General features: G+C 73.2%; 23 protein-coding genes. 13 read left to right on the top strand and 10 right to left on the bottom strand.

The genetic code is table 11. From position 1 onward, the window contains the following. Nucleotides 1-37: 37 nt before the first annotated feature. The 9 genes from Cpa01nite_RS08170 to Cpa01nite_RS08130 all read right to left on the bottom strand — a co-directional run bounded on the left by Cpa01nite_RS08170 (nucleotide 38) and on the right by Cpa01nite_RS08130 (nucleotide 9,777). The gene (locus Cpa01nite_RS08170) at nucleotides 38-1,105 is read right to left on the bottom strand and encodes an amidohydrolase family protein (protein WP_203668264.1); all 1,068 of its coding nucleotides are present in this window, start codon (nucleotides 1,103-1,105) and stop codon (nucleotides 38-40) included. Nucleotides 1,106-1,132: 27 nt separating this feature from the next. Next, nucleotides 1,133-1,918 carry a DeoR/GlpR family DNA-binding transcription regulator gene (locus Cpa01nite_RS08165; RefSeq protein WP_203668263.1) on the bottom strand — a complete coding sequence of 262 codons (786 nt, stop codon included), beginning with the start codon at nucleotides 1,916-1,918 and terminating at the stop codon, nucleotides 1,133-1,135. After that, complete coding sequence (locus Cpa01nite_RS08160) at nucleotides 1,915-2,511, bottom strand: histidine phosphatase family protein (protein WP_203668262.1); 597 nt, start codon at nucleotides 2,509-2,511, stop codon at nucleotides 1,915-1,917. The genes Cpa01nite_RS08165 and Cpa01nite_RS08160 overlap by 4 nt, the downstream gene beginning before the upstream one ends. Then, nucleotides 2,508-3,521 carry an ROK family protein gene (locus tag Cpa01nite_RS08155; RefSeq protein WP_203668261.1) on the bottom strand — a complete coding sequence of 338 codons (1,014 nt, stop codon included), beginning with the start codon at nucleotides 3,519-3,521 and terminating at the stop codon, nucleotides 2,508-2,510. Before Cpa01nite_RS08155 ends, Cpa01nite_RS08160 begins: the two co-directional genes overlap by 4 nt. Beyond that, on the bottom strand, nucleotides 3,514-4,713 hold the full coding sequence (locus Cpa01nite_RS08150; protein WP_203668260.1) for a Gfo/Idh/MocA family protein: 1,200 nt from the start codon (nucleotides 4,711-4,713) through the stop codon (nucleotides 3,514-3,516). Before Cpa01nite_RS08150 ends, Cpa01nite_RS08155 begins: the two co-directional genes overlap by 8 nt. Beyond that, the gene (locus Cpa01nite_RS08145) at nucleotides 4,710-6,344 is read right to left on the bottom strand and encodes a glycoside hydrolase family 31 protein (protein WP_203668259.1); all 1,635 of its coding nucleotides are present in this window, start codon (nucleotides 6,342-6,344) and stop codon (nucleotides 4,710-4,712) included. The genes Cpa01nite_RS08150 and Cpa01nite_RS08145 overlap by 4 nt, the downstream gene beginning before the upstream one ends. A gap of 80 nt (nucleotides 6,345-6,424) precedes the next feature. Beyond that, nucleotides 6,425-7,777, bottom strand: coding sequence for an ABC transporter substrate-binding protein (locus Cpa01nite_RS08140; protein WP_203668258.1), 1,353 nt, complete (start codon nucleotides 7,775-7,777; stop codon nucleotides 6,425-6,427). Nucleotides 7,778-7,864: 87 nt separating this feature from the next. Next, the gene (locus Cpa01nite_RS08135) at nucleotides 7,865-8,836 is read right to left on the bottom strand and encodes a carbohydrate ABC transporter permease (RefSeq protein ID WP_239068630.1); all 972 of its coding nucleotides are present in this window, start codon (nucleotides 8,834-8,836) and stop codon (nucleotides 7,865-7,867) included. Then, nucleotides 8,833-9,777 carry a carbohydrate ABC transporter permease gene (locus tag Cpa01nite_RS08130; RefSeq protein WP_203668257.1) on the bottom strand — a complete coding sequence of 315 codons (945 nt, stop codon included), beginning with the start codon at nucleotides 9,775-9,777 and terminating at the stop codon, nucleotides 8,833-8,835. Before Cpa01nite_RS08130 ends, Cpa01nite_RS08135 begins: the two co-directional genes overlap by 4 nt. Before the next feature lie 217 nt (nucleotides 9,778-9,994). Here Cpa01nite_RS08130 and Cpa01nite_RS08125 point away from each other — a divergent pair, with 217 nt between their 5' ends. From Cpa01nite_RS08125 to Cpa01nite_RS08110, 4 genes are all read left to right on the top strand, one after another. Then, nucleotides 9,995-10,327: a DUF4333 domain-containing protein gene (locus Cpa01nite_RS08125; protein ID WP_203668256.1), complete on the top strand. Its 333-nt coding sequence runs from the start codon at nucleotides 9,995-9,997 to the stop codon at nucleotides 10,325-10,327. 341 nt (nucleotides 10,328-10,668) lie between these two features. Continuing rightward, complete coding sequence (locus tag Cpa01nite_RS08120; RefSeq protein ID WP_203668255.1) at nucleotides 10,669-11,019, top strand: hypothetical protein; 351 nt, start codon at nucleotides 10,669-10,671, stop codon at nucleotides 11,017-11,019. Further along, entirely contained in the window at nucleotides 11,016-11,735 is a 720-nt protein-coding gene (locus tag Cpa01nite_RS08115; RefSeq protein ID WP_203668254.1) for a hypothetical protein, read from the top strand. Before Cpa01nite_RS08120 ends, Cpa01nite_RS08115 begins: the two co-directional genes overlap by 4 nt. After that, nucleotides 11,732-12,055: a hypothetical protein gene (locus Cpa01nite_RS08110; protein WP_203668253.1), complete on the top strand. Its 324-nt coding sequence runs from the start codon at nucleotides 11,732-11,734 to the stop codon at nucleotides 12,053-12,055. Before Cpa01nite_RS08115 ends, Cpa01nite_RS08110 begins: the two co-directional genes overlap by 4 nt. Nucleotides 12,056-12,073: 18 nt before the next feature. Here Cpa01nite_RS08110 and Cpa01nite_RS08105 read toward each other — a convergent pair whose 3' ends face one another. Continuing rightward, nucleotides 12,074-12,382: a hypothetical protein gene (locus Cpa01nite_RS08105; protein WP_203668252.1), complete on the bottom strand. Its 309-nt coding sequence runs from the start codon at nucleotides 12,380-12,382 to the stop codon at nucleotides 12,074-12,076. Nucleotides 12,383-12,716: 334 nt separating this feature from the next. Here Cpa01nite_RS08105 and Cpa01nite_RS08100 point away from each other — a divergent pair, with 334 nt between their 5' ends. From Cpa01nite_RS08100 to Cpa01nite_RS08060, 9 genes are all read left to right on the top strand, one after another. Further along, nucleotides 12,717-13,025, top strand: coding sequence for a hypothetical protein (locus Cpa01nite_RS08100; protein ID WP_203668251.1), 309 nt, complete (start codon nucleotides 12,717-12,719; stop codon nucleotides 13,023-13,025). 104 nt (nucleotides 13,026-13,129) lie between these two features. Continuing rightward, nucleotides 13,130-13,930 (top strand): hypothetical protein, encoded by an 801-nt coding sequence (locus tag Cpa01nite_RS08095; RefSeq protein ID WP_203668250.1) that lies wholly within the window; start codon nucleotides 13,130-13,132, stop codon nucleotides 13,928-13,930. A gap of 267 nt (nucleotides 13,931-14,197) precedes the next feature. Further along, entirely contained in the window at nucleotides 14,198-14,482 is a 285-nt protein-coding gene (locus Cpa01nite_RS08090) for a hypothetical protein (protein ID WP_203668249.1), read from the top strand. A 68-nt stretch (nucleotides 14,483-14,550) separates the two neighbouring features. Continuing rightward, complete coding sequence (locus Cpa01nite_RS08085; protein ID WP_203668248.1) at nucleotides 14,551-15,129, top strand: hypothetical protein; 579 nt, start codon at nucleotides 14,551-14,553, stop codon at nucleotides 15,127-15,129. A gap of 107 nt (nucleotides 15,130-15,236) precedes the next feature. Next, nucleotides 15,237-15,701 carry a hypothetical protein gene (locus Cpa01nite_RS08080; protein ID WP_203668247.1) on the top strand — a complete coding sequence of 155 codons (465 nt, stop codon included), beginning with the start codon at nucleotides 15,237-15,239 and terminating at the stop codon, nucleotides 15,699-15,701. 58 nt (nucleotides 15,702-15,759) lie between these two features. Continuing rightward, nucleotides 15,760-16,056 (top strand): hypothetical protein, encoded by a 297-nt coding sequence (locus Cpa01nite_RS08075; protein ID WP_203668246.1) that lies wholly within the window; start codon nucleotides 15,760-15,762, stop codon nucleotides 16,054-16,056. Beyond that, complete coding sequence (locus Cpa01nite_RS08070; RefSeq protein WP_203668245.1) at nucleotides 16,056-17,354, top strand: WXG100 family type VII secretion target; 1,299 nt, start codon at nucleotides 16,056-16,058, stop codon at nucleotides 17,352-17,354. Before Cpa01nite_RS08075 ends, Cpa01nite_RS08070 begins: the two co-directional genes overlap by 1 nt. Beyond that, nucleotides 17,351-18,157 (top strand): hypothetical protein, encoded by an 807-nt coding sequence (locus Cpa01nite_RS08065; protein ID WP_203668244.1) that lies wholly within the window; start codon nucleotides 17,351-17,353, stop codon nucleotides 18,155-18,157. Before Cpa01nite_RS08070 ends, Cpa01nite_RS08065 begins: the two co-directional genes overlap by 4 nt. After that, entirely contained in the window at nucleotides 18,154-18,756 is a 603-nt protein-coding gene (locus tag Cpa01nite_RS08060) for a hypothetical protein (RefSeq protein WP_203668243.1), read from the top strand. The genes Cpa01nite_RS08065 and Cpa01nite_RS08060 overlap by 4 nt, the downstream gene beginning before the upstream one ends. The last annotated feature ends 8 nt before the right edge of the window (nucleotides 18,757-18,764 follow it).

Below are 18,764 nucleotides of genomic sequence, written 5' to 3'. Positions count from 1 at the left end.
GCCCGCCGCCCCGCCGGCGCCGCGGCCGCGTCGCGGCTCAGCGCGCTGCTGTCGCCAGCGCCGGGATCAGCCGCCGGGCGTTGTCCCCGGCGACCGCTGCCACGTGCTCGGGCGGCAGGTCGAGCGCCGAGATGCGCCACCGCCCCGTGCCGGGCGGGTCCTCCGGCCCGTAGGGGACGTGCTCGTCGGCGGTCGCCAGGAACCGGTAGTACGTCGCGTACGCGTCGGCGCTGGGCGGCGCGACGTCCGTGCCCAGCAGGATCCGGTCCGGGTGGTCCGCGATCAGCCGCCGCGCCCGGCGCGGCTGGCGCCCCAGCTCGGCGATGCGGGCGGCGATGTCGCAGGCGAAGTTCGGGTAGGCGCGGAGCATCCGGTCGACGCGGTCGAGGTCCTCGGCGCAGCAGCCGACGTGGGCGCCGATCACCGTGACGTCGGGGTGGGCCGCGACGGCGGCCTCGAGCGCGTCGAGCAGGCGCTCGAACGACGGGAACCCCGGCCCCCCGACGTGCCACTCGGGGTGCTCCAGCAGCTCCTCGACGCGCTCGTTGTGCCGGTCGAGCGGCGCGAAGAACGCCGCGGGGTCGGCGGTGTGCACGGTGACCGGCAGGCCCGCCTCCGCAGCGGCGCGCCACATCCCGTCCAGGCGGGGGTCGTCCAGGAAGAGCCGCCGGCCGCGCTCGTCCTCGAGGCCGAGGCCGAGGTCCTTCCACAGCTTCAGCCCGGTGGCGCCGCGGGCCGCGGAGTCCGCGACGGAGGCCGCGATCCGGTCCGGCCACCCGGGCGTGGCCGTCTCGCCCCAGTCGACGCGGCAGAACGTGGCGAACCGGCCGGGGTGCGCCCGGTCGTACCGGTCGAGGTTGCGCTCGATCTCGTCGGCCCAGCAGCCGTCGAGGTTGACGATCGCGGCGACGTTCCGCTCGTCCATCTGGGCGACGAGCGCGGGCACGTCGTCGACCCGCCACTCGCCGGTGTGCCAGCGGCCCAGGTGGTTGTGGGCGTCGACGGCCGGGGTGGGCAGGCGCAGCACCTCGGTCTCGGCCACCCGGAGCATCGGCCGCGGCGCGAAGTCCCGCAGCCGGAGGTCGGCGAGGTCGTCGGTGGTCATCGCGTTCCCCTCCGTCGGGGCCGGGGGTCAGACGAGGATGACGGGGCAGCCCGCGTCGCGCAGCCGGGCCACCGCGTCGGCGTCGGCGTCGGCGTCCGTGATGACGCCCGTGACGTCCGTGGGCTCGCAGATCAGCGCGAACGCGGTGCTGGCGAACTTGGTGTGGTCCGCCACGACGTAGGACTGCACCGCCTTCTCGAGGATCGCGGCGCTGATCTCCGCCTCGGACTCGAACTCGGTGAAGAAGCCGCGCGCCGGGTTGATGGCGTTGACCCCGAGGAAGAGCACGTCGACGTTGATGAGGGGGAGGGCCGCCTTCGCCAGCGGGCCGACGAGCTCGTAGGACCGCGCGATGGCGGCGCCGCCGGTGAGGACGACGCGCAGCTCGGGCCGCACGATGAGGTCGTTCGCGATGTTGATCGCGTTGGTGACGACCGTGGTCAGCTTCTCGCCGAACTCGGGGTCGGCGGAGGCGCGGACGCCCAGCTCCTGGGCGATCTGGGTCGTGGTGGTGCCGCCGCTGAACGCGACGGTCTGCCCGGGCTGCACCATGGCGGCCGCGGCGCGCGCGATCTGGAGCTTCTCGTTGCCCATCAGGGCCGCGCGGTAGCGGAGCGGGAGGTCGCCGGAGATCGCCGCGGCGCGGGCGCCGCCGCGGGTGCGGATGACGATCATCTGCTGGCCGAGCGCGTCCAGGTCGCGGCGTGCCGTGGCCGGCGAGACGCCGAACTGCTCGATGACCTCCTCGACGCTGATGGTCCCGTGCTGGGCCACCCACGAGGCGATCGCCAGGTGTCGGTCCTCGATCTTCATCGCCCCTGCACCTGCTCGCTGACTGTCGTTCCCGATGGATGCACGATCGTGCGCCAGCCGCCCGGCCCGCGGTCGAGCACGGCGATGGCACCGTTGGGCAGGCTACCGGGATCCTCGCCGGTCAGGTGGCCCACCACCAGGCGCAACGTCGTCCCGTGCGTGACGAGGACGCCGTCGAGCCCGTCGTGCGCCGCCGCCACCGCGTCCAGCCCGCGGAGCGCCCGCTCGAGCACCGCCTCGGTGGTCTCCCCGCCCGGGTAGTCGCGGGCCGGCCACCGGGTCCGGGCCTCCTCGATGAGCATCCCCTCGGCGATGCCGAAGCCGCGCTCGCGCAGGTCCTCGAACTGCAGGTCGCCGGGGACCAGGGGGAGCCGGTCGCCGATGATCTGCGCGGTCTGCATAGCCCGCGGCGACGTCGACGAGCTCAGCCACCGCCACTGCGCCCCGAGGTCCGCGCCGATCCCGAGCAGGCGCTCGGCGGCGTCGACGGCCTGGGAGCGGCCGGTCTCGTTCAGGTCGAGCCCCTCCCAGCCCTGGTACCGCCGCTGGATGTTCCAGTCGGTCTGGCCGTGCCGGACCAGCGCGAGCTTCATCGGTGGTGCGTCCCTCGGTCGTCGGTGCTGCGGTCGTCGGTGCGGTCGAGGGCTCGGCGCGCGAGCAGCGCCGACCCCAGCAACCCCGCATTCTCCCCGGCGCGCGCCTTCACCAGGGGCGGGACGGGCACGTAGGTGAGCAGCGACGCGAGGCGCGCGCGCAGCGGCCCGAACAGGTGGTCGCCGGCCTCCGCCAGCCCGCCCCCGAGCACGATCACCTCGGGCTGGATCAGGCTCGCCACGTGCGACAGGCCGAGGGCCAGGCCCTCGACCGCGGTGTCCCAGACCGCCGCGGCGATCGTGTCGCCCGCGGCCATGGCCTCGACCACCTCGCGCGCCCCGGCGACCTCGCGGCCGGACATCCGGGAGTAGCGGCGGGCGACGGCGGCCGCCGAGGAGACCGCCTCGAGGCAGCCCTGGTTCCCGCACACGCAGGCCTCGCCGCGCGGGATCACGACGGCGTGGCCGATCTCGCCCGCGTAGCCGCGCGCGACCACGGGCCGCCCGTCGACGAACACCGCGGCGGAGACGCCGGTGCCGAGCACGACCACGACGGCCGTCCGGTGCCCGCGGCCGGCGCCGAGCTCCATCTCCGCGGTGCCCCCGGAGCGCACGTCGTGCCCGATCGCCACCGGCAGCGCGAGCCGCGAGCGGCACAGCGCGGCGAAGTCGACGTCGCGCCAGCCGAGGTTCTCGGAGTAGGTGGCGAACCCGGTCTCGTCGTCGACGATGCCCGGCAGGGTGAGGCCGAGCGCCCGCGGCGCGGCGCCGGGCGGCGTGAGGCGGCCGGCGAGCTCGGCGACCGCGTCGACCACCGCGACCGCGCTGGACGGGCCGAAGGCGGGGGAGGGCGTGCGGAGGATCGTCCCGGGCACCCCGTCGGCGTCGACGTACGCGGCCTTGATCGTGGTCCCGCCGACGTCGAACGCCAGGACGGGCGCGCCGGGGCCGATCGCGGTGGTGGCGGTGTCGGCGGCGGTGCCCGCCGGGCGGACGGTCGTGTCAGTCATCTGCGCTGTCTCTCGGTCGGTGGCGGGCGGCCCGGCGCGGTGGCGCCGTGCCGGCGGGCAGCGGCGGGACGTCCAGCGGGACGCAGCCGTGGCGCAGCGACTCGGCACCGAGCGAGCCTACGGCGACGGCCTGCCGGGCATCGACGGGCGAGCCGGCGGTCGGGGCGCCGTGCAGGACGTGGGCGAAGAACTCGGTCAGCATCGCGGTGTCCGCGGCGCGGTGGCCGCCCGCGATGTCGCGCACCGGGTGCTCGACGTGGCCGGTCGGGGACCACCCCAGGCGCCGGTTCCAGACCCGGACGACCGCGCCGCCCGTGTCGCCTGCGTTCTCCAGCCGCCCCTCGGTGCCGATCACGGTGTAGCTGCGCCAGTAGTCGGGCGTGAAGTGGCACTGCTGGTAGCTGGCGAGCACGCCGTTCTCCAGCCGCATCATCAGCATCGACAGGTCCTCGACGTCGACCACGGGGTTCAGCCCGGTGAGCGCGCGCGGCGGCCAGTGCGCGTGGCTGGTCCAGTCCGGCGCGATCTCGCCGGGGCGCTCGCGGCGGTCCGTGATGTCGCCGTAGACCATGAGGTCGCCCATGCCCACGACGCGGGACGTGTACGCGCCGGCGAGGTGGTGCACGACGTCGATGTCGTGGCTCGCCTTCTGCGTGAGCAGCGAGCCGCTGCGCCGCCGGTCGGCGTGCCAGTCCTTGAAGAAGTAGTCGCCGCCGTTGCCGACGAAGTGCCGGACCCAGACGGCCCTGACCTCGCCGATCTCGCCGCGCGCGATGGCGTCGTGCATCACGCGGACGACCTCCCAGTGCCGCAGGTTGTGGCCCACGTACAGGGGGGTGCCGGTCTCCCGCGCGGCCACGAGGACGGCGTCGGCGTCCGCGGTGGTGGTGGCGAGCGGCTTGTCGACGAGGACCGCGACGCCGGCGCGCAGCAGCTGGATCGCGAGGCGGGCGTGGGTGTCGTCCGGCGTGGTCACCAGCGCCGCGTCGACGCCGCCGGCCGCGACGAGCGCGGCGACGTCCGCGTGCACCGCGGTGCCGGCGCCGAACAGCGAGCGGGCCCGCGCGCGCCCGTGGTGGTCGGGGTCGACCGCGGCCACCACGGCCGCGCCCGGCCACGCCTCGGGGACCTGCTGCCCGAGGTGGGCGCGGTTGCCGACCCCGACCACCGCGACGCGGGGGCCTGCGCTCATCGCGGCGCGGTGCCCGCGGCCGCGCGCGTGAGGCGCGGCAGGGTCGTGAGGCCGACCGGCACCTCGACGGTGGCGGGACCCTCGTGCGCGGTGCCGTCCGGCGCGTGCCACGTCCCCGGGGGGACCTGGAGCGCGCGGGTGGTGGCGCCCCGCTCGAGCACGGGGGCGACGAGCACGTCGGGGCCGAGGAAGAACTGGTCGGTGACGGACTCGTACCCCGCCTCGTGGTAGCTCATCGGCCGCACGACGGGCTCGCCCGTCACCGCGGCCTCGTCCACGAGCGCGAGGATGCGCGGCAGGTGCTCCGCCCGCACCGCGAGGGCGTCCTTCACCGCGGCGAGGTGCTCGGCGTCGAGGGCGCGGGCGGGGTTGACCGAGAACTGGATCATCGGGGACAGCGCGGCGATCTGCGCGTACCGCACGAAGAACTCCTGGTCGGCGGCCTGGCGGTCGCCCATCGCGCCCATCGCGCCCACCTCGCCGCCGCCCACCATGTCCGGGCAGACGTACGGGTGGCCCAGCAGGCCCTGCGCGAGCATCTCGGGGACGAGCGAGCCGAGGCCGGCGTCGTCCCAGGTCGGGGGCTTGTCGCGCAGCCGCTGGCCGAGCGGCTGCCCGCCCATCCGCCAGCAGGCGCGGTACTCGTTGTGCGCGTAGCGCAGCCCGAGCCGCGCCCAGGCCTCGCTCATGTCGACCGGCTCGCACGGCTCGGCGACGCGGTCGTCCGCCCGGTAGTCGCGCACGTCGCCGGCGTCGAACTTGAAGCCCGCGACGCCGATCTCGACGAGCGCGTCGAGCTGCCGGGTGAACCAGTCCACGGCCGCGGGGTTGCTCAGGTCGAGGAGGGCGCTGAACCCGTTCCACCACCGGCGGACCGCGGTGCGGCCGTCGGCGTCCCGGACGAGCAGGCCGTCGCGCTCGCACTCCCGGAACGCGGCGGAGTCGGGGCTGATGAACGGGACGACCCACAGCATCACGTCGAAGCCCCAGTCGGCCAGCGTCGCGATCAGCCGCCGGGGGTCCGGGAACCGCCCGCGGTCGAAGTGCCAGGTGCCGAAGTCGGGCGCCCAGTTGTCGTCGATGAAGATCGTGCCCGGCTCCAGCCCCGCGTCCAGGATCCGGCGCGCGTAGGCGAGCACCGACTCCTCGGAGGGGACGAGCGGTGTCTCGATCCAGGTGTTGTACTGCGGCGCGGCGAACAGGCGCCGCGCGGGGGTCCGGCCGGCGGGCGGGAAGAGCCGCGCGGAGGCGGCCCGGAAGCCGTCGCGCAGCGTGCTCCCGCCGCGGAGCACGGCGACGTCGGTGCCGTCGACCTCGAGCCGGCCCTCGGCGAACCGGAAGGCGAACGGCCGCGGCGAGGCGACGACCCGGCCGTGCGTGGAGACGAGGAGCGGCGCCGCCTGGCTGGAGTCCTCGGCGCTGTCCCACGCGGGGTCGTGCCGCGGGACGGCGAGGTCGACGCCGTACGCGCTCGTCGCCCCGAACGGCATCTGCACGGCGTCCTTGACCGTGCCGCCCCACCAGTGCTCGCCCGGCTCCAGCTCGAGGACGAGCGGGGCGCCGGCCTCGGCGGCGGCTGCGTCGGCGGCTGCGTCGGCGGCCAGGGGGGCGGCGGCGGGGGCGTGGTTCACGGGGGCTCGATTCCGTTCGGAGCGGGTGGGGTGGTGCGTCGGGCGGGGGCGGGTGCCGCCCCCGCCCGACGTCAGGACGGTCAGTCGACCAGGGCCTGCGCCGCCTCGTTGGCGGTGGCGAGGGTCGACTCGACGTCGGCGCCCGCGGCGATCGCCCAGATGGCGTCCTGGATCACCGTGCGGACCTCCGCGTTGCGGGTGAAGGACGGCAGCTGGAACGTCTCGCCGGCGGAGGCCATCTCCGCGAACTCGGGCACGCCCGCGCCGTTGGTCTCGTTCGCCTCGACGGCGATGTCGGTGCCGCTCTGGACCGCGGGGAAGACGATGCCGTACTCACCCGTGGCCTCCTGGCACTCGGGGGACCCGAGGTACTTGACCCACTCGGCCGCGGCCTCCTTGTTCGGCGAGCCGTTCCACACGACGCCGGCCAGGGAGTTCGTCGCGGCGAACCGGCCCGCGGGGCCCTCGGGGACCTTGGCCCAGGCGAAGTCGATCTCCTGGGTGTCGGCGAGGTAGTTCGACGCGTTCCACGAGCCGGCCAGGGTCGTGCCCGCGAGGCCCGCCTCCATGGTCGGGTGCTGGCCGAGGGTCGAGGTCTCGTCGAACGTCTGCATCACGCCGAGGTCGATCATGTCCTGGTACCACTCGAGCGTCGTGACGAGCTCGGGGGCGTCGAAGTTCAGGCTGCCGTCCTCGGCGAAGAACTCCCACCCGAGCGCGTACGCGAGGTTGCCCCAGCCGTTCTGGCCGGTGAAGCCGTCGGCCCACTCGGGCAGCATCCCGAACCGCACCACGTTGCCCGCGTCGAACTCCGGGCTGAGCGCGTTGTTGCCGTTCCCGTCGAGGGCCATGGCCTTGATGAACTCGGTGAACGAGTCCTGGCCGGTGCCGTCGAACTCGAGCGCGTTGATGTCCTCGTGCGTGTAGCCCGCCTCCGTGGCGGCCGTCTCGTCGTAGACCATCCCGACGATGTCCCAATCGAGCGGGAGGCCCACGCGGGTGTCGTCGACGAGGTAGTTCTCCGCGGTGCCGGCGACGTAGGAGTCGAAGTCGACGCCCTCGGTCGCGCCGATCTCGTCGAGGTCGGCGAGCTGGCCGAGGCTGCTGTACTCGCGGACGTACTGGACCGTCATGGTGAACGTGTCCGGGCCGGTGCCCGACGCGAAGTTCGTCGTCAGGTTCTGCCAGTACTGCGCCCAGGCGGTCTGGGTGATGTTGACGGTGATGTCCTCGTTCGCCTCGGAGAACGCCGTGGCGCACGCCTCGTACATGGGGCGCTGGAGGTCGTCCCAGAGCCAGTGCTCGATCGTGACGGGGCCGCCGGCGCTGCCGCCGTCGCCGTCTCCGCCCGAGCTGCAGGCGGTCAGCGCGAGGACGGAGGCGGCCGAGATCGCCGCCACCTTCAGTCCGGTCGTGGGTGCGAAACGCAGCATGGCAGTTCCTTCCAGTGGGTTCCGGGGCAGGCTCTGGCCCGACCGGACGGGGGAGGGGGGTGGAACGGGCGGGTGCGGCGCCGGCGGCTACTTGCCGCCGGAGAAGTTGAGCGACTGGACCAGCTGCCGCCCGAGCAGCACGAGCAGGATGAAGACGGGGATGACCGTCACGGTCGAGGCCGCCATCAGGCCGGTCCAGTCCGGTGAGGTGTTCGGCGACTGCGCCTGGAACCGCTGCAGCGCGACGGTCAGGACGCGGGTCCCGTCGGAGTTCGCGGCCACCAGCGGCCACATGAACTCCTTCCACACCCCGACGACGGTGATGAGCATCATCGTGGCGACGGGGCCGCGGCTCATGGGCAGCGTCATCCGGAAGAAGCGGCCGAAGACGCCCACGCCGTCGATCGCCGCGGCCTCCTCGACCTCCTTCGGCAGCGACAGGAAGAACTGCCGGAGGAAGAAGATCGCGAACGGGCTCACCAGGATCGCGGGGGCGATGAGCCCCTGGAACGTGTTGAGCCAGCCCAGCGAGCGGATCAGCGCGAAGTTCGGCAGCAGCGTGAAGATGCCGGGGATGAGCAGGCCCGACAGGAACAGCCCGAACAGGGCGCTGTTCCCCCGGAACCGGAGGCGGGCGAACGAGTACGCCGCCATGGCGCACGCCAGGGTCTGCACGATCGCGATCGAGCCGGCGTAGAACAGCGTGTTCGCCGTGTAGCGGAGGAAGTCGAGCGTCGCGCCGGTGCCGCCGGCGGCGACGGACTCCTCCATCGAGGTGAGCCCGAGCACGCGGGCGAAGTTGATCCACGTCGGGTTCGACGGGACCAGCCGGCTCGAGTCGCCGATGAGCTCGGCCGCGGGCGTGAAGGCCGTGCGGACCATCCAGTAGAACGGGAACACCGAGACGAGCACCAGCAGGCCGACGACGGTCCAGGCGACCGCCTTGCCCGGGGTCACCCGGCGGGCGCCGCGGGCGATCGAGCGGCGCGGGCGGGCGGGGGAGCCCGTCGGCGCGCTCTTCTTCGACGGGGCGAGGTCGGGGACGGGGGTGCTGATCACGAGAGGTCCGATCGGTTGGCGCGCATCGCCCGCATCTGGATGGCCGTCAGGGCGCCGAGGATGACGGCGAGGACCAGCGCGATCGCGCTGCCGTAGCCCATCCGGAAGAAGGCGAACGACTGCTGGTAGATGTAGAAGAAGATCGTCCGGACGGCCGGGATGGGGTTGCCGCCGTACCCGATCAGCACGAGGTCGAACACCTGGAACGAGCCGATCGCCGACATCACCACGACGAGCGCGATCACCGGCCGGATCAGCGGCAGCGTGATCTGGAAGAACATCCGCTTCTCGGTGGCCCCGTCGATCGCGCCGGCCTCGTACATCTCGTTCGGCACCTGGGTCATCCCCGCGTAGAACAGCAGCGCGGTGTACCCGAGGCCCGACCAGATCCCGATGGCGATGATGATCGGCATGGCCTGGCTCGCGTTGTAGAACGAGACGCCCGGCAGGCCGACGGCGTGCAGCAGGTGGTTCAGGTAGCCCAGCTGGCCGTCGAGCAGCCACGCCCAGATCAGCGCGATGGCCACGTTCGGGACGAGCCAGGGGAGCAGCAGGATCGAGCGCACCCAGGTCTTCAGGCGCAGCCGCTGCATGAGGGCGGCGGTCAGCAGCGCGAGGACCGTGCCGAGGACGACGCTGGCGACGACGAACTGGATCGTCACGACCAGCGAGCTGCGCGCGACGTCGTCGCCGAGGAGCTCGCGGTAGTTGTCCAGGCCGATGAACTGCGGCTCGTTGAGCAGGTCGAAGTCCGTCAGCGAGTACCAGATGCTGCGACCGCTGGGCAGGATCCAGAACACGATGAACCCGACCAGCGCCGGCACGAGCAGGACGAGCGCCGCCCACTTCTCCCGGTGGTGGATCGGTCGACGGGCGCGGGCCTCGCCCTCCGCTTCGGCCGGGGAGGACTCGCCTCGTTCCCGGGTGGCTGAGCTGGACATCACACACCTCTCGTCCTGGCGTGCCGGGGGCGACTGTGCCCTCGGCGCTGCGTGAAAACGAGCGTAAGCGCTCCTAGCAATCAGAATCAAGCATGTAACGCATCGTTTACGCGCGGGCGGGAGGAGTCCGCGGATCGGTGCCGACAGGGTCGTGGGGTCCGCCCGGGGCCCCACTCCTGCGCACGGCCGCCGACACCGTCGTGCCAGACTTCCGCGCGTGAGCCGACCCGCCGTCCCCGTCCTCGTCCTCGCGTCCGCGCTGCTCACCGCGGGCTGCTCCCTCTCGGTGGGGACGTCGGTGCGGGTCGACCCGGACGACCTCGCGTCCCGGGTCGGCGACGTGCTGACCGAGACCGTGGGGCGGGCACCCGACGCCGTCGACTGCCCCGACCCGCTCGCGGGCGAGGTGGGTGCGGAGACGCGCTGCACGCTCGACGACGGCGACCTGCGGTACGGCCTGACCGTCGTCGCCACCGAGGTGCGGGGCACCGACGTGCGCATCGAGGTGGAGGTCGACGAGGAGCCGCTCGGCGCCGGCGAGAGGGCGTGACGGCACGGCGCGGGGCCGGCTGGTCCACGACGCCCCGCTCCGCCCGGCGGTCCGGGTGGAGCCGTGCCTCGCGAACGCGGGGAGGCGATCGCCGGACCGGGGTGCCGCTGCTTGCCGGTCCCGGCCGTCGGGCAGCGCCTGTCGATCTCCTCCAGGTGACGCGCATCTGCACCCCAATCTGCTGGTGACGCGCTGGAAACCCGCACCGTGGCGGTGGGGAGTGGGCGACCACGCTGCCGTGCACGGGCCGAGGCGTCCTCCCTTGGTCGACTGCGTTCGGGTGACGGTTGCCTAGCACCACCCAGGGGACCGCTAACGTGGCTGCTGGAAGGGGGTCTCACGTGAGTTTCCATGTCGACGAGACCGCATTGGACGACGCTGCGGTGAAGCTCGACCAGTCGATACCGTCCATCGGTGCCGCAGAGTCCTACGTGGCGTCCCACGTGAAGCTGAACGGCTTGGGCGACAGCGGCTTGTTCGTCACCGCGATCGGGGTGCTGGACGGGATCCGCAGCGCGCTCGAGTCGGAGCTCGCACACCTCCGAACGGTCGTCGAGGCCTCCGCGCAGGAGGTGCGGGCGACGGCCGTCAGCTATCGGGCTACCGACGATGCGACCGCGGCGACGATGGACCGCCTGTACCACTACGTGCCGACCACGATGTACGGAAACGGCCGTCAGGAGCCCCGATGAGCGACCCCTCGCGCGAGCTCGTCACGCCGACGCCGTCCTCGCCGATCCCCGACTTCGTGGACGAAGTGCTGAGCTTCCCGGACCTCGTGAGCCCGAGCTACTGGCTCCTCCTGATCATCGAGCAGGTGTGTGGGACGAACCCCGTGGAGTGGGTCACCGAGCACTTCTCAGGAGACTGGGAGCGGATGTCGACAGCCTCGTCCGCCTTGGAGCACCTGGCTGACTACCACGAGGCCATGGCGGTGGAACTCCGCCATGCCCGTGAGACGTACGAGGCCGGGTGGACCGGGGAAGCCGCGGCGGCGGCCTCTGCTTACTTCGTCCGACTCGAGGACGCCGTGAACGCGCAGGCCGGACCGCTGCGCGACATCGCGCGCGAGGTCGACAACGTGGCTCAAGGGATGAAGTCGACTCAGGCCACGCTCGACTCCCTGATCGGGATGATGCTCGACTGGGCCATCGCCGCTGCGGTGGCGGCGGCTGCCGCGGCCGCCTCGTCCTGGACCGTTGTCGGCGGTCTCGTCGGCGGGGGATCCGCTGCGTTCTCGATCGCTCAGGCGGGACGCGTGTGGATGCAGGTGGTCCAGGTCCACGGCAACGCTGTCTCCATGATGAACGCTGTCGTCGGGCTCAGCGCGGGGTTCCTCGGTTCCATCCACGGCTTCTCGACCCAACCGTTGCCCTCGGGCTCATACACGAACCGGCAGCTGCCATGACCGACGCACCTGACACTCCCACTCCGTTGCTGGGCATCACTGCCGGCAACCCCGGTTTCGACCGTCAGCTCCGGGCGCAGCTCACCGTGCTTCGCGACCGTTCCGCCGGCACGGAGCTGGGGTCGGTGCTCGACGACGTCCTGGCGGGGCGCCGGAGTCTGCGGGACGCCGCACGGACGACGGCCTTCGCGGGGGCCGTGGAGCCGGCGGTCGCCGAGTCGACGGCAGCATGGGCGCGCATGACGTCAGAGCAGCGTTCAGAGCTCGCTGCTGAGGGGGAGCGGGAGATGCAGGCGCCGCCGAGCGACCTGGAGCGCTGACCCGACAGCGAGGGGTCGTCAGATCGGCGCGATGCTGAGCAGCCAGCCGCCGAGCGCGAGCAGCGCGATGACGAGCACGGGCGGAACCGCGCTGCGCAGGTAGGTGGACGCGCGGACACCGGGGGCGAACGGCGCCAGCCAGCGGCGAAGGCCGAACCAGAGGATCACAGGGCACGGGACGACGCAGAGTGTGGCCAGCGCAAGCTGCCAGCTGGGATACGTCACCAGAGCGAAAACCGTCCCGACGGCGACAAGACTCAAGATGCCGACGGAGATGAGCCGTGCAGCACGGAGGCGCGAACCGGTGAGGAGCTGTGCTTCGGTCATGTGCTGAACCCTAGCGACGCACGGCGCTTGAACGCGTCGTCCGCGTGCGTTCAGTCGTTCCACTGCCGTCGGCGCGTCAGCTCGCCGATGCGCGTCAACGACACCCTCAGCCGCGGGTGCGTCGCTTCATGCCGTGTAGGCCACGACGGGCTGGGCGGACCTCGTCGAGCACGCCGGTCGCCTGCAGGAAGATGCCGCTGAGGATCACGTGCTCGTTCACGTACGACTAACAGCGCGCACGAGGTCGACAGCTGCGTCCTCACCCAGGTGTAGGTGCTGATCACGAGCACGAGTGACGACGCGTCACGAGTAAGCCGGACGCTACGGTGCCCGCGTGGACGAGGTGCGCATGCTGACCGGGACCCGACTGCTCACGTCGAGGATCGTGTTTGTCGGCTTCCTCGGGGCGATAGCGATCGGCGCGCTCGTCGCGTTCGTCCTGCATCCGAGCTGGCAGACGGCCGTCTCGGCTCTGTGCCTCATCGGGTCCGCCGCGCTGCTCTGGGTGGTGCTCGGCAGGTGGCTCCTTTCCGGTGCCCAGGGAGTGTCGCTCCAGGAACGCGCGGTCGTGCTCGGGTACATGGTCGCGATGCTCGTCCTGTTCTCGTTCGGCGCGTGGACGTTCTCGCTGGCGTCCATGTGATCGGTGCCGGCGGCGTGGACGGTCGACGCTCGTGAGGACTGCCTTGAAGAGCCGGTTGAGTTGGTTCGAGGATGCCTGGGATGCCATCTCCTGATCCTCAGCGCGTGACGGGCCGGAGCGCGGTGCTGTCGTGGTTCACCGTGGTCGTCAACGGGGTGCTGGCCGTCGGTCTCTTGGCGCTCTCCCTCGCGATGCTGGCCGAGCCTGCCGCGGAGCGGAGCTGGAGCACCACCGCCTGCGTCGCTGCGGCGACGGGCGGTGCGGTGTGGCTGCTCGTGGCCGCGAGCTACCACCGGAACTACCTGCACGTCCCGCCCGCGGATCCCGCGAGCGTCGGGGTCCAGAACGCCGACGGCGAGCGCGCGGTCGTGATGACGTGGCGCCGCACGTTCCAGCGTCAGCCGCTGTTCGTCGCCGTGGTCGTGCTGCTGGTCGCGCTGGGCGGCACCGTCACGCTCGCGGCAGCCGACGACGCCGGCTGGTGGCTGCCTCTGGTCGTGGTGCTGCTCGTCGGCCCGTGGGTCCCTGAGCGCATCGTCGAGGCGGCGCGGCCGTCCCGGCTCGTGCTGTCCCCGCGTGGCATCGCGGTCGCGGGGCCGGCGGGTGACGGCTGGTTGGACTGGGACGACGTCCGGGGGATCGCTGTCGAGCGGGAGAACCAGTGGTCGGTCGTCCGCATCGTCGGTGTGGCCGGCGCGGCGTCGTGGCGGTTCCGTCGGCGTCGTCGGTTCGTGTGGGTCAGGGCGCCGTCGAGGCCGTGGCTCGACGTGCCCGGCCCGGCGTTCACCGTCGAGCCGCAGCACGTGATCGAGGCGATCGCCCACTACCGGCGGGTTCCTGCGGCTCGTGGCGAGCTCGCCAGCGAGGCGGGGCGGCGGCGCGTGCTCGGGCCTCTCGGTCTGTGATTCGCATGCGCAGTTCGCGACGCGCGGGTACGGATCGGGTACCCAGCACCAGCGAGCGTTCACGAGGCGTGAGCTTCCGACTCGGCGATGACCTCGGGTCCGGTCGGCTTCGCCACGTGGATGGCATCACACCGTGGGTGTGACACGGTGTGCTCACGCCCGAACGCACCTCCGTCTCCGGCCGCGTACACCTGGTACACCTCGGTGATGGTCTCGCCATGTCGTCGCCTCCCGGTGCCTGGCGGCTGTCCACAGGAACGGAGTGTCGTGAAGTCGCTGGTGCGCAAGAGGTGGTTCTGGCCGGTCGTGACGTCGCCGTTGGCCGTCTTCGGCATCGCGGCGTTGTCGGGCAGGCGTGCGTCGGGAGTGGTGTCGGGCCTCGGGCTGCTGGGGTGCTGGGCGCTGTCGTTCATGCTGAGCCGCGCGGACGCCCGGGCAGCCGCCGACCCCAGCCCGAAGCGTCAGCTGGCGGTTGCCGGGTGGGCCGCCCTCGCCGTGGCGATCGCGCTCGGAGGGCTGTACTGGGGCGTGTCGCTCGACCCGGCGCGCTGAGTCGGCGGCGAGCTCGATCAGGTATCCGACCTGAGGGACTTGGTGCGGGACGAGCTAGAGGAGGCGCCGTGAGCGAGCCGATGGAACCGGTCGGACCCGAGTACCGGGCGCTCAGCCCGGAGGAGAAGATCCGGGTGTTCTCCGCGTGGGCGGTGCGGCGCGAGGCCGAGCTGGAAGCCGAGAACGGACCCGTGACCGACGACGGCCTCGGCCTGCGCAAGGCACGGGTACCCGTCTCGAGCGAGGTGACGTGGCGCCTGCGTCCTGACGGGACACAGAAGGCGCACGGTACTGATCGGCTCATGATCAATCTGCACGACGAGGCGGTTGCTCTGGGATACCGGAACGGCCAGGACTTCGCGGTGCGGGGGATCCCCGCGGAGCTGAGCAGCGAGGTGGTCGAGCTCGGCAAGCAGGAGGGCGTCTACCACGTCTGGCACCGCGACATGGGCCGGCGGTACGACGTCGCGAGCTCGTCCTCGCCGGCTGACGTGCGCCGGGAGTTCCTGCTGGAGCTGGGTCGGCTCGCGGGGCCGCGGGGTCGAGGGCCCTACGCGAGCGAGCCCGCGCCGCAGCGAGGCGAAGATCTGACGCGCGAGCAGCTCATCGAGCAGATCCTCCGGCGGCCCAAGGACGTCGAGGGCTGAGGCTCGCCTCGCGCCCGTCCATAGGCGTCGGCTGACAACCGCCCGCGCCCCGGCCCCCTTGATACCGTGCACGGCAGCCCAGCCGCCGTCCCCGGGGGAGTCCGCACGTGAGCAGCACCGCACCGCAGAGCGGCGGCGTCGTCGCCGTCCGCGCGCTCGACCCGGCGCAGAACGGCGCCGTCGTCGCCCGCCTCGACCGCGGCACCGGCGTGCTCGACCCCGAACGCCGCACCCTGCGCACGAAGCCGCTGACCGTGGACCGGAAGGCGCTCGTCGCCCTGACGTCCAGCAAGAAGCGCACCGGGCTCATGGTGGAGCGCGGCTGGCGCCGCGTGTTCCTCGCGCTGATCGAGGTGCACGGCGGTGCCGTCCTCGGCATCCCGGCCGACGTGGCGCGCGCGCTCGCCGACGAGCTCGAGTCCCGCGGCGCCCGCGAGACGACCGCCGTGATCGCCCCGCTGCGGGCGCACGCCGACCACCTCGAGGCCGGCGGTCCGGTGGCGTCGTCGCCGCTGGGGCGGTACATGGGACTGGGCGGCGGTGGGGTCCTGAGCTCGCTCGGCGACCTCTGACCCGCCCGACGACTTCTGACCGCAGGCACGACAGCACCACCCCGGGGGTACCGAACGCATGAGTGTGGACGTCTCGATCGCGGCGCTGGACACCGCCGCGACGGAGCTGGAGACGGTGGCGACGGAGCTGCAGGCGATCGACGTCGCCGGCGCGTTCACCGGGATCGAGGCGGCGCTGCCCGGCTCGGCCGTGCCCGACGCCGCCGTCTGGGTGTCGACCCGGGTGGCCGCCGCGGTGCAGGTGCTCGGCGAGAACATCCGCGGGATGTCGGCGAGCGCGTCCGGGTCCGCCGAGGGCTACCGCGCGGCGGACGGCTCCGTGCAGACCCGGTTCGGCGCGATGGGCGCGTTCTGATGGCCGCGCTCACGCTCGAGGTCGTCCGGAGCTGGCGACCGGAGGCGTTGTCGGACGCCGCGACCGGTGTCGGCACCGCGCAGGAGGCGGTCGACGCGCAGGTGCGCGCGGCCAAGGCCGCGATGACGCGCCTCGGCGACCACTGGCAGGGCGACGCCGCCCAGGCTGCGGCGCAGCGGATGGCGACCGAGGCGACGACCGGCTTCGCGCTCGCGGACGCGCTCGAGTCGGCGAAGACGGCGCTGTCCTCGGGCGCGACGGACCTCGGCCGTGCCAAGTCAGCGGTGCTGTCGACGGTCGACGCGGCGACCGCGGCCGGGTTCACCGTCGCGGGCGACGGCCGGGTCACTGCGCCGACGCTGCCGCCGGTGATGACCGCGGCGGGCGACCCCGACGGCGCGGGCGCGGCGCGCGCCGCGCAGCAGCGGGCCCTCAACGAGGACGCCCAGGTGCACGCCGACGCGATCTCGACGGCGCTGGGCGACGTGGCGACGACCGACCAGCAGGTCGCGGACCGGCTGGCGAAGGTCGAGGTCCCGCAGTCGCTGGTCTCGGCCGTCGACGCCTACCTCCAGCGCGCGTTCTCGAGCGGGGACTTCATCGGCGCGCTCGGCTCCGTGGGGGCGGGCGCGGTCGCCCTGGCCCAGGTGATCAAGGGCGTGATGAAGTCGGTCACCAAGGGCAAGGCGTACCTGGACTTCCTCAAGGCGTCGTCGGCGCCGATCACGCACTACGCGGCGATGGTCGAGAACTTCAAGAAGGCCGACGCCGCGATGGACGTGTTCCGGAACGGCAAGCCCGCCGCCGAGTGGATGACCAAGCTCCTCGGCCAGCAGGGCGCCGGGGCGATGCGGACCCTCGGCAAGGCGTTCCTGCCGCTGACGGTCGTCACCGGTCTCGCCGACACGGTGACCGGCGGCGGCTACGACGGCGCGCGCGGCTGGGCGACCCGCGGCTTCGGCCTCGCGGGCGCGGCGGGCGCCGGCACGCTGATCGCGGTGGGCACGGGTGCGCTGGCCCTCGGGCCGGTGGGCCTGGCGGTCGCCGGCGGCGCCGTGCTCGCCTACGGCGCGTGGAGCGTCGGCAACCTGATCTGGGACAACCGCGAGGCGATCGGCGACTTCTTCCAGTCGGCCGGCGGCGTGATCGCGGACGGGTGGAACGCGACGACGGGCGCGGTGTCGAACGCGGTGTCCGACGCCGCCGACTGGGCAGGAGACCAGGTGGACAAGGCCAAGGATGCGGTCGCCGACTTCGGCAAGGGCGCGCTGAACGTGCTGTCGGGCGGGCTCTGGTGAGCGCCGCGGACGAGACCCCGGTGGCGGCGCTCGCGGACCCCGCGGCGCCCGTGCCCGTCGAGGTGCTGACCGACGAGGAGCTCGCGGTCCTCGCCGGTCCTGGCGGCCTGGTCGTCAACCCGTACCTCGCCGAGCTGCCCGAGGCCGAGCGCGAGGTCGCCCTGCGCACCGCGTACCGCGGGCTGCTGGCGCGCGGGATCGTCGACCCGCCGACGCCCGAGGCGCTCGCAGCCGCCGTCGGGGAGCCGACCGTCGAGCTGCAGGTCCGCCAGGACGTCCTGTCGGTCGTCACGCTGCGCCGTGGCGCCGGGGCCACGGTGTGCGTCGCCCGGTCGACGGTCCTCGGCCAGGACTACTGGTACGCCCACGTGGTCCGCGACGTCGTGCTGATCGAGCAGGTGTCGACCGACGGGCAGCACCGGTTCGCGCTCGCGGCCGCCGACACCCTGGGCGACCTGCTGCTCGCCGCGGCCGTGCACGAGGGGACGACCGATGGCACCGGCCCGGAGGTCGAGCTGACCGACCCGGCCGAGCCGCCGACCGAGGTCGTCGAGCGGCTCGGTTCCGCGCTGGTCCGCACCGACGTGGTCGTCCGGACGGTCGACGACCGGGAGCCGGAGCTGCTCGGGCTGTTCACCGGTCCGGGCGGTGCGTGGACGCTGTCGGCACAGGCCGGGTCGGGCGGGCCGGTGACGGCGCGGCCGCTGACGCGCGCGGAGCTCGACGCGACGGTGCGGGACGTGGCCGAGCGGGCCGCGTCGACGGCCGCGGCGCTGGCGTCCGCGGCGGCCGGGGCGCGATGACCGGTGGGCGGGTCCGGGTCCCGAAGCTGACGTCGCGCTCGGGGTGGCGCTGGACCATCGCGACGGCCGTCGCCGTGGTGGCGATCGGTGTGTACATCGGGATCACCCAGCCCGAGAACCGGATCTTCGTGGTGACGGCGTTTCCCGCGTTCTTCCTGTTCTTCGCCGTCCTGATGTGGTTCTCGGAGTGGCTGGACCCGACTGCGGGCACGCTGGTGCGGATCCGGTGCCGGCTCTGGCGGACGACCGTGCGGCTCGAGCCGGCGACCTCGGTCTCGCTGGTGTCGAACCGCGGCGGGACGCTGCTGCTCCGGGCACGCCCGGCGCAGGGGCGCGGGCTGCACGTCCCCGTCGTCGCGCGGACCGACTACGTGGAGAAGTCCCAGCCGCCCGCCCTGCTGCGGCAGATCGCCGACGCGCTGGAGCAGCACCGCGCGGGCGGCGGACGCCCGGTCGCCGTGGCGCTGCGGAAGCAGGCCGACCACCTGGAGGCGGGCGGGACGGTCGCGAGCTCCCCGCTGGCCGGCCTCATCACGACCGGGATGCTGACGGCGGCCAAGGCCGGAGGTGCGGGCGCGATCGGCGGGCACCTGGGCTGAGGCCCCCC

The organism is Cellulomonas pakistanensis (assembly GCF_016862755.1).
Classification (GTDB): Bacteria; Actinomycetota; Actinomycetes; order Actinomycetales; family Cellulomonadaceae; genus Cellulomonas; species Cellulomonas pakistanensis.
The sequence above is the reverse complement of the archived record's forward strand: the minus strand, read 5'-3'. Positions and strand labels throughout refer to the sequence as shown.

Coding starts and splice junctions, on each gene's coding strand:
- Cpa01nite_RS08170 (WP_203668264.1), bottom strand. CDS start 1,105: ATGACCACCGACGACCTCGCCGACCTCCGGCTGCGGGACTTCGCGCCG.
- Cpa01nite_RS08165 (WP_203668263.1), bottom strand. CDS start 1,918: ATGAAGATCGAGGACCGACACCTGGCGATCGCCTCGTGGGTGGCCCAG.
- Cpa01nite_RS08160 (WP_203668262.1), bottom strand. CDS start 2,511: ATGAAGCTCGCGCTGGTCCGGCACGGCCAGACCGACTGGAACATCCAG.
- Cpa01nite_RS08155 (WP_203668261.1), bottom strand. CDS start 3,521: ATGACTGACACGACCGTCCGCCCGGCGGGCACCGCCGCCGACACCGCC.
- Cpa01nite_RS08150 (WP_203668260.1), bottom strand. CDS start 4,713: ATGAGCGCAGGCCCCCGCGTCGCGGTGGTCGGGGTCGGCAACCGCGCC.
- Cpa01nite_RS08140 (WP_203668258.1), bottom strand. CDS start 7,777: ATGCTGCGTTTCGCACCCACGACCGGACTGAAGGTGGCGGCGATCTCG.
- Cpa01nite_RS08130 (WP_203668257.1), bottom strand. CDS start 9,777: ATGTCCAGCTCAGCCACCCGGGAACGAGGCGAGTCCTCCCCGGCCGAA.
- Cpa01nite_RS08115 (WP_203668254.1), top strand. CDS start 11,016: ATGAGCGACCCCTCGCGCGAGCTCGTCACGCCGACGCCGTCCTCGCCG.
- Cpa01nite_RS08110 (WP_203668253.1), top strand. CDS start 11,732: ATGACCGACGCACCTGACACTCCCACTCCGTTGCTGGGCATCACTGCC.
- Cpa01nite_RS08105 (WP_203668252.1), bottom strand. CDS start 12,382: ATGACCGAAGCACAGCTCCTCACCGGTTCGCGCCTCCGTGCTGCACGG.
- Cpa01nite_RS08075 (WP_203668246.1), top strand. CDS start 15,760: ATGAGTGTGGACGTCTCGATCGCGGCGCTGGACACCGCCGCGACGGAG.
- Cpa01nite_RS08070 (WP_203668245.1), top strand. CDS start 16,056: ATGGCCGCGCTCACGCTCGAGGTCGTCCGGAGCTGGCGACCGGAGGCG.
- Cpa01nite_RS08060 (WP_203668243.1), top strand. CDS start 18,154: ATGACCGGTGGGCGGGTCCGGGTCCCGAAGCTGACGTCGCGCTCGGGG.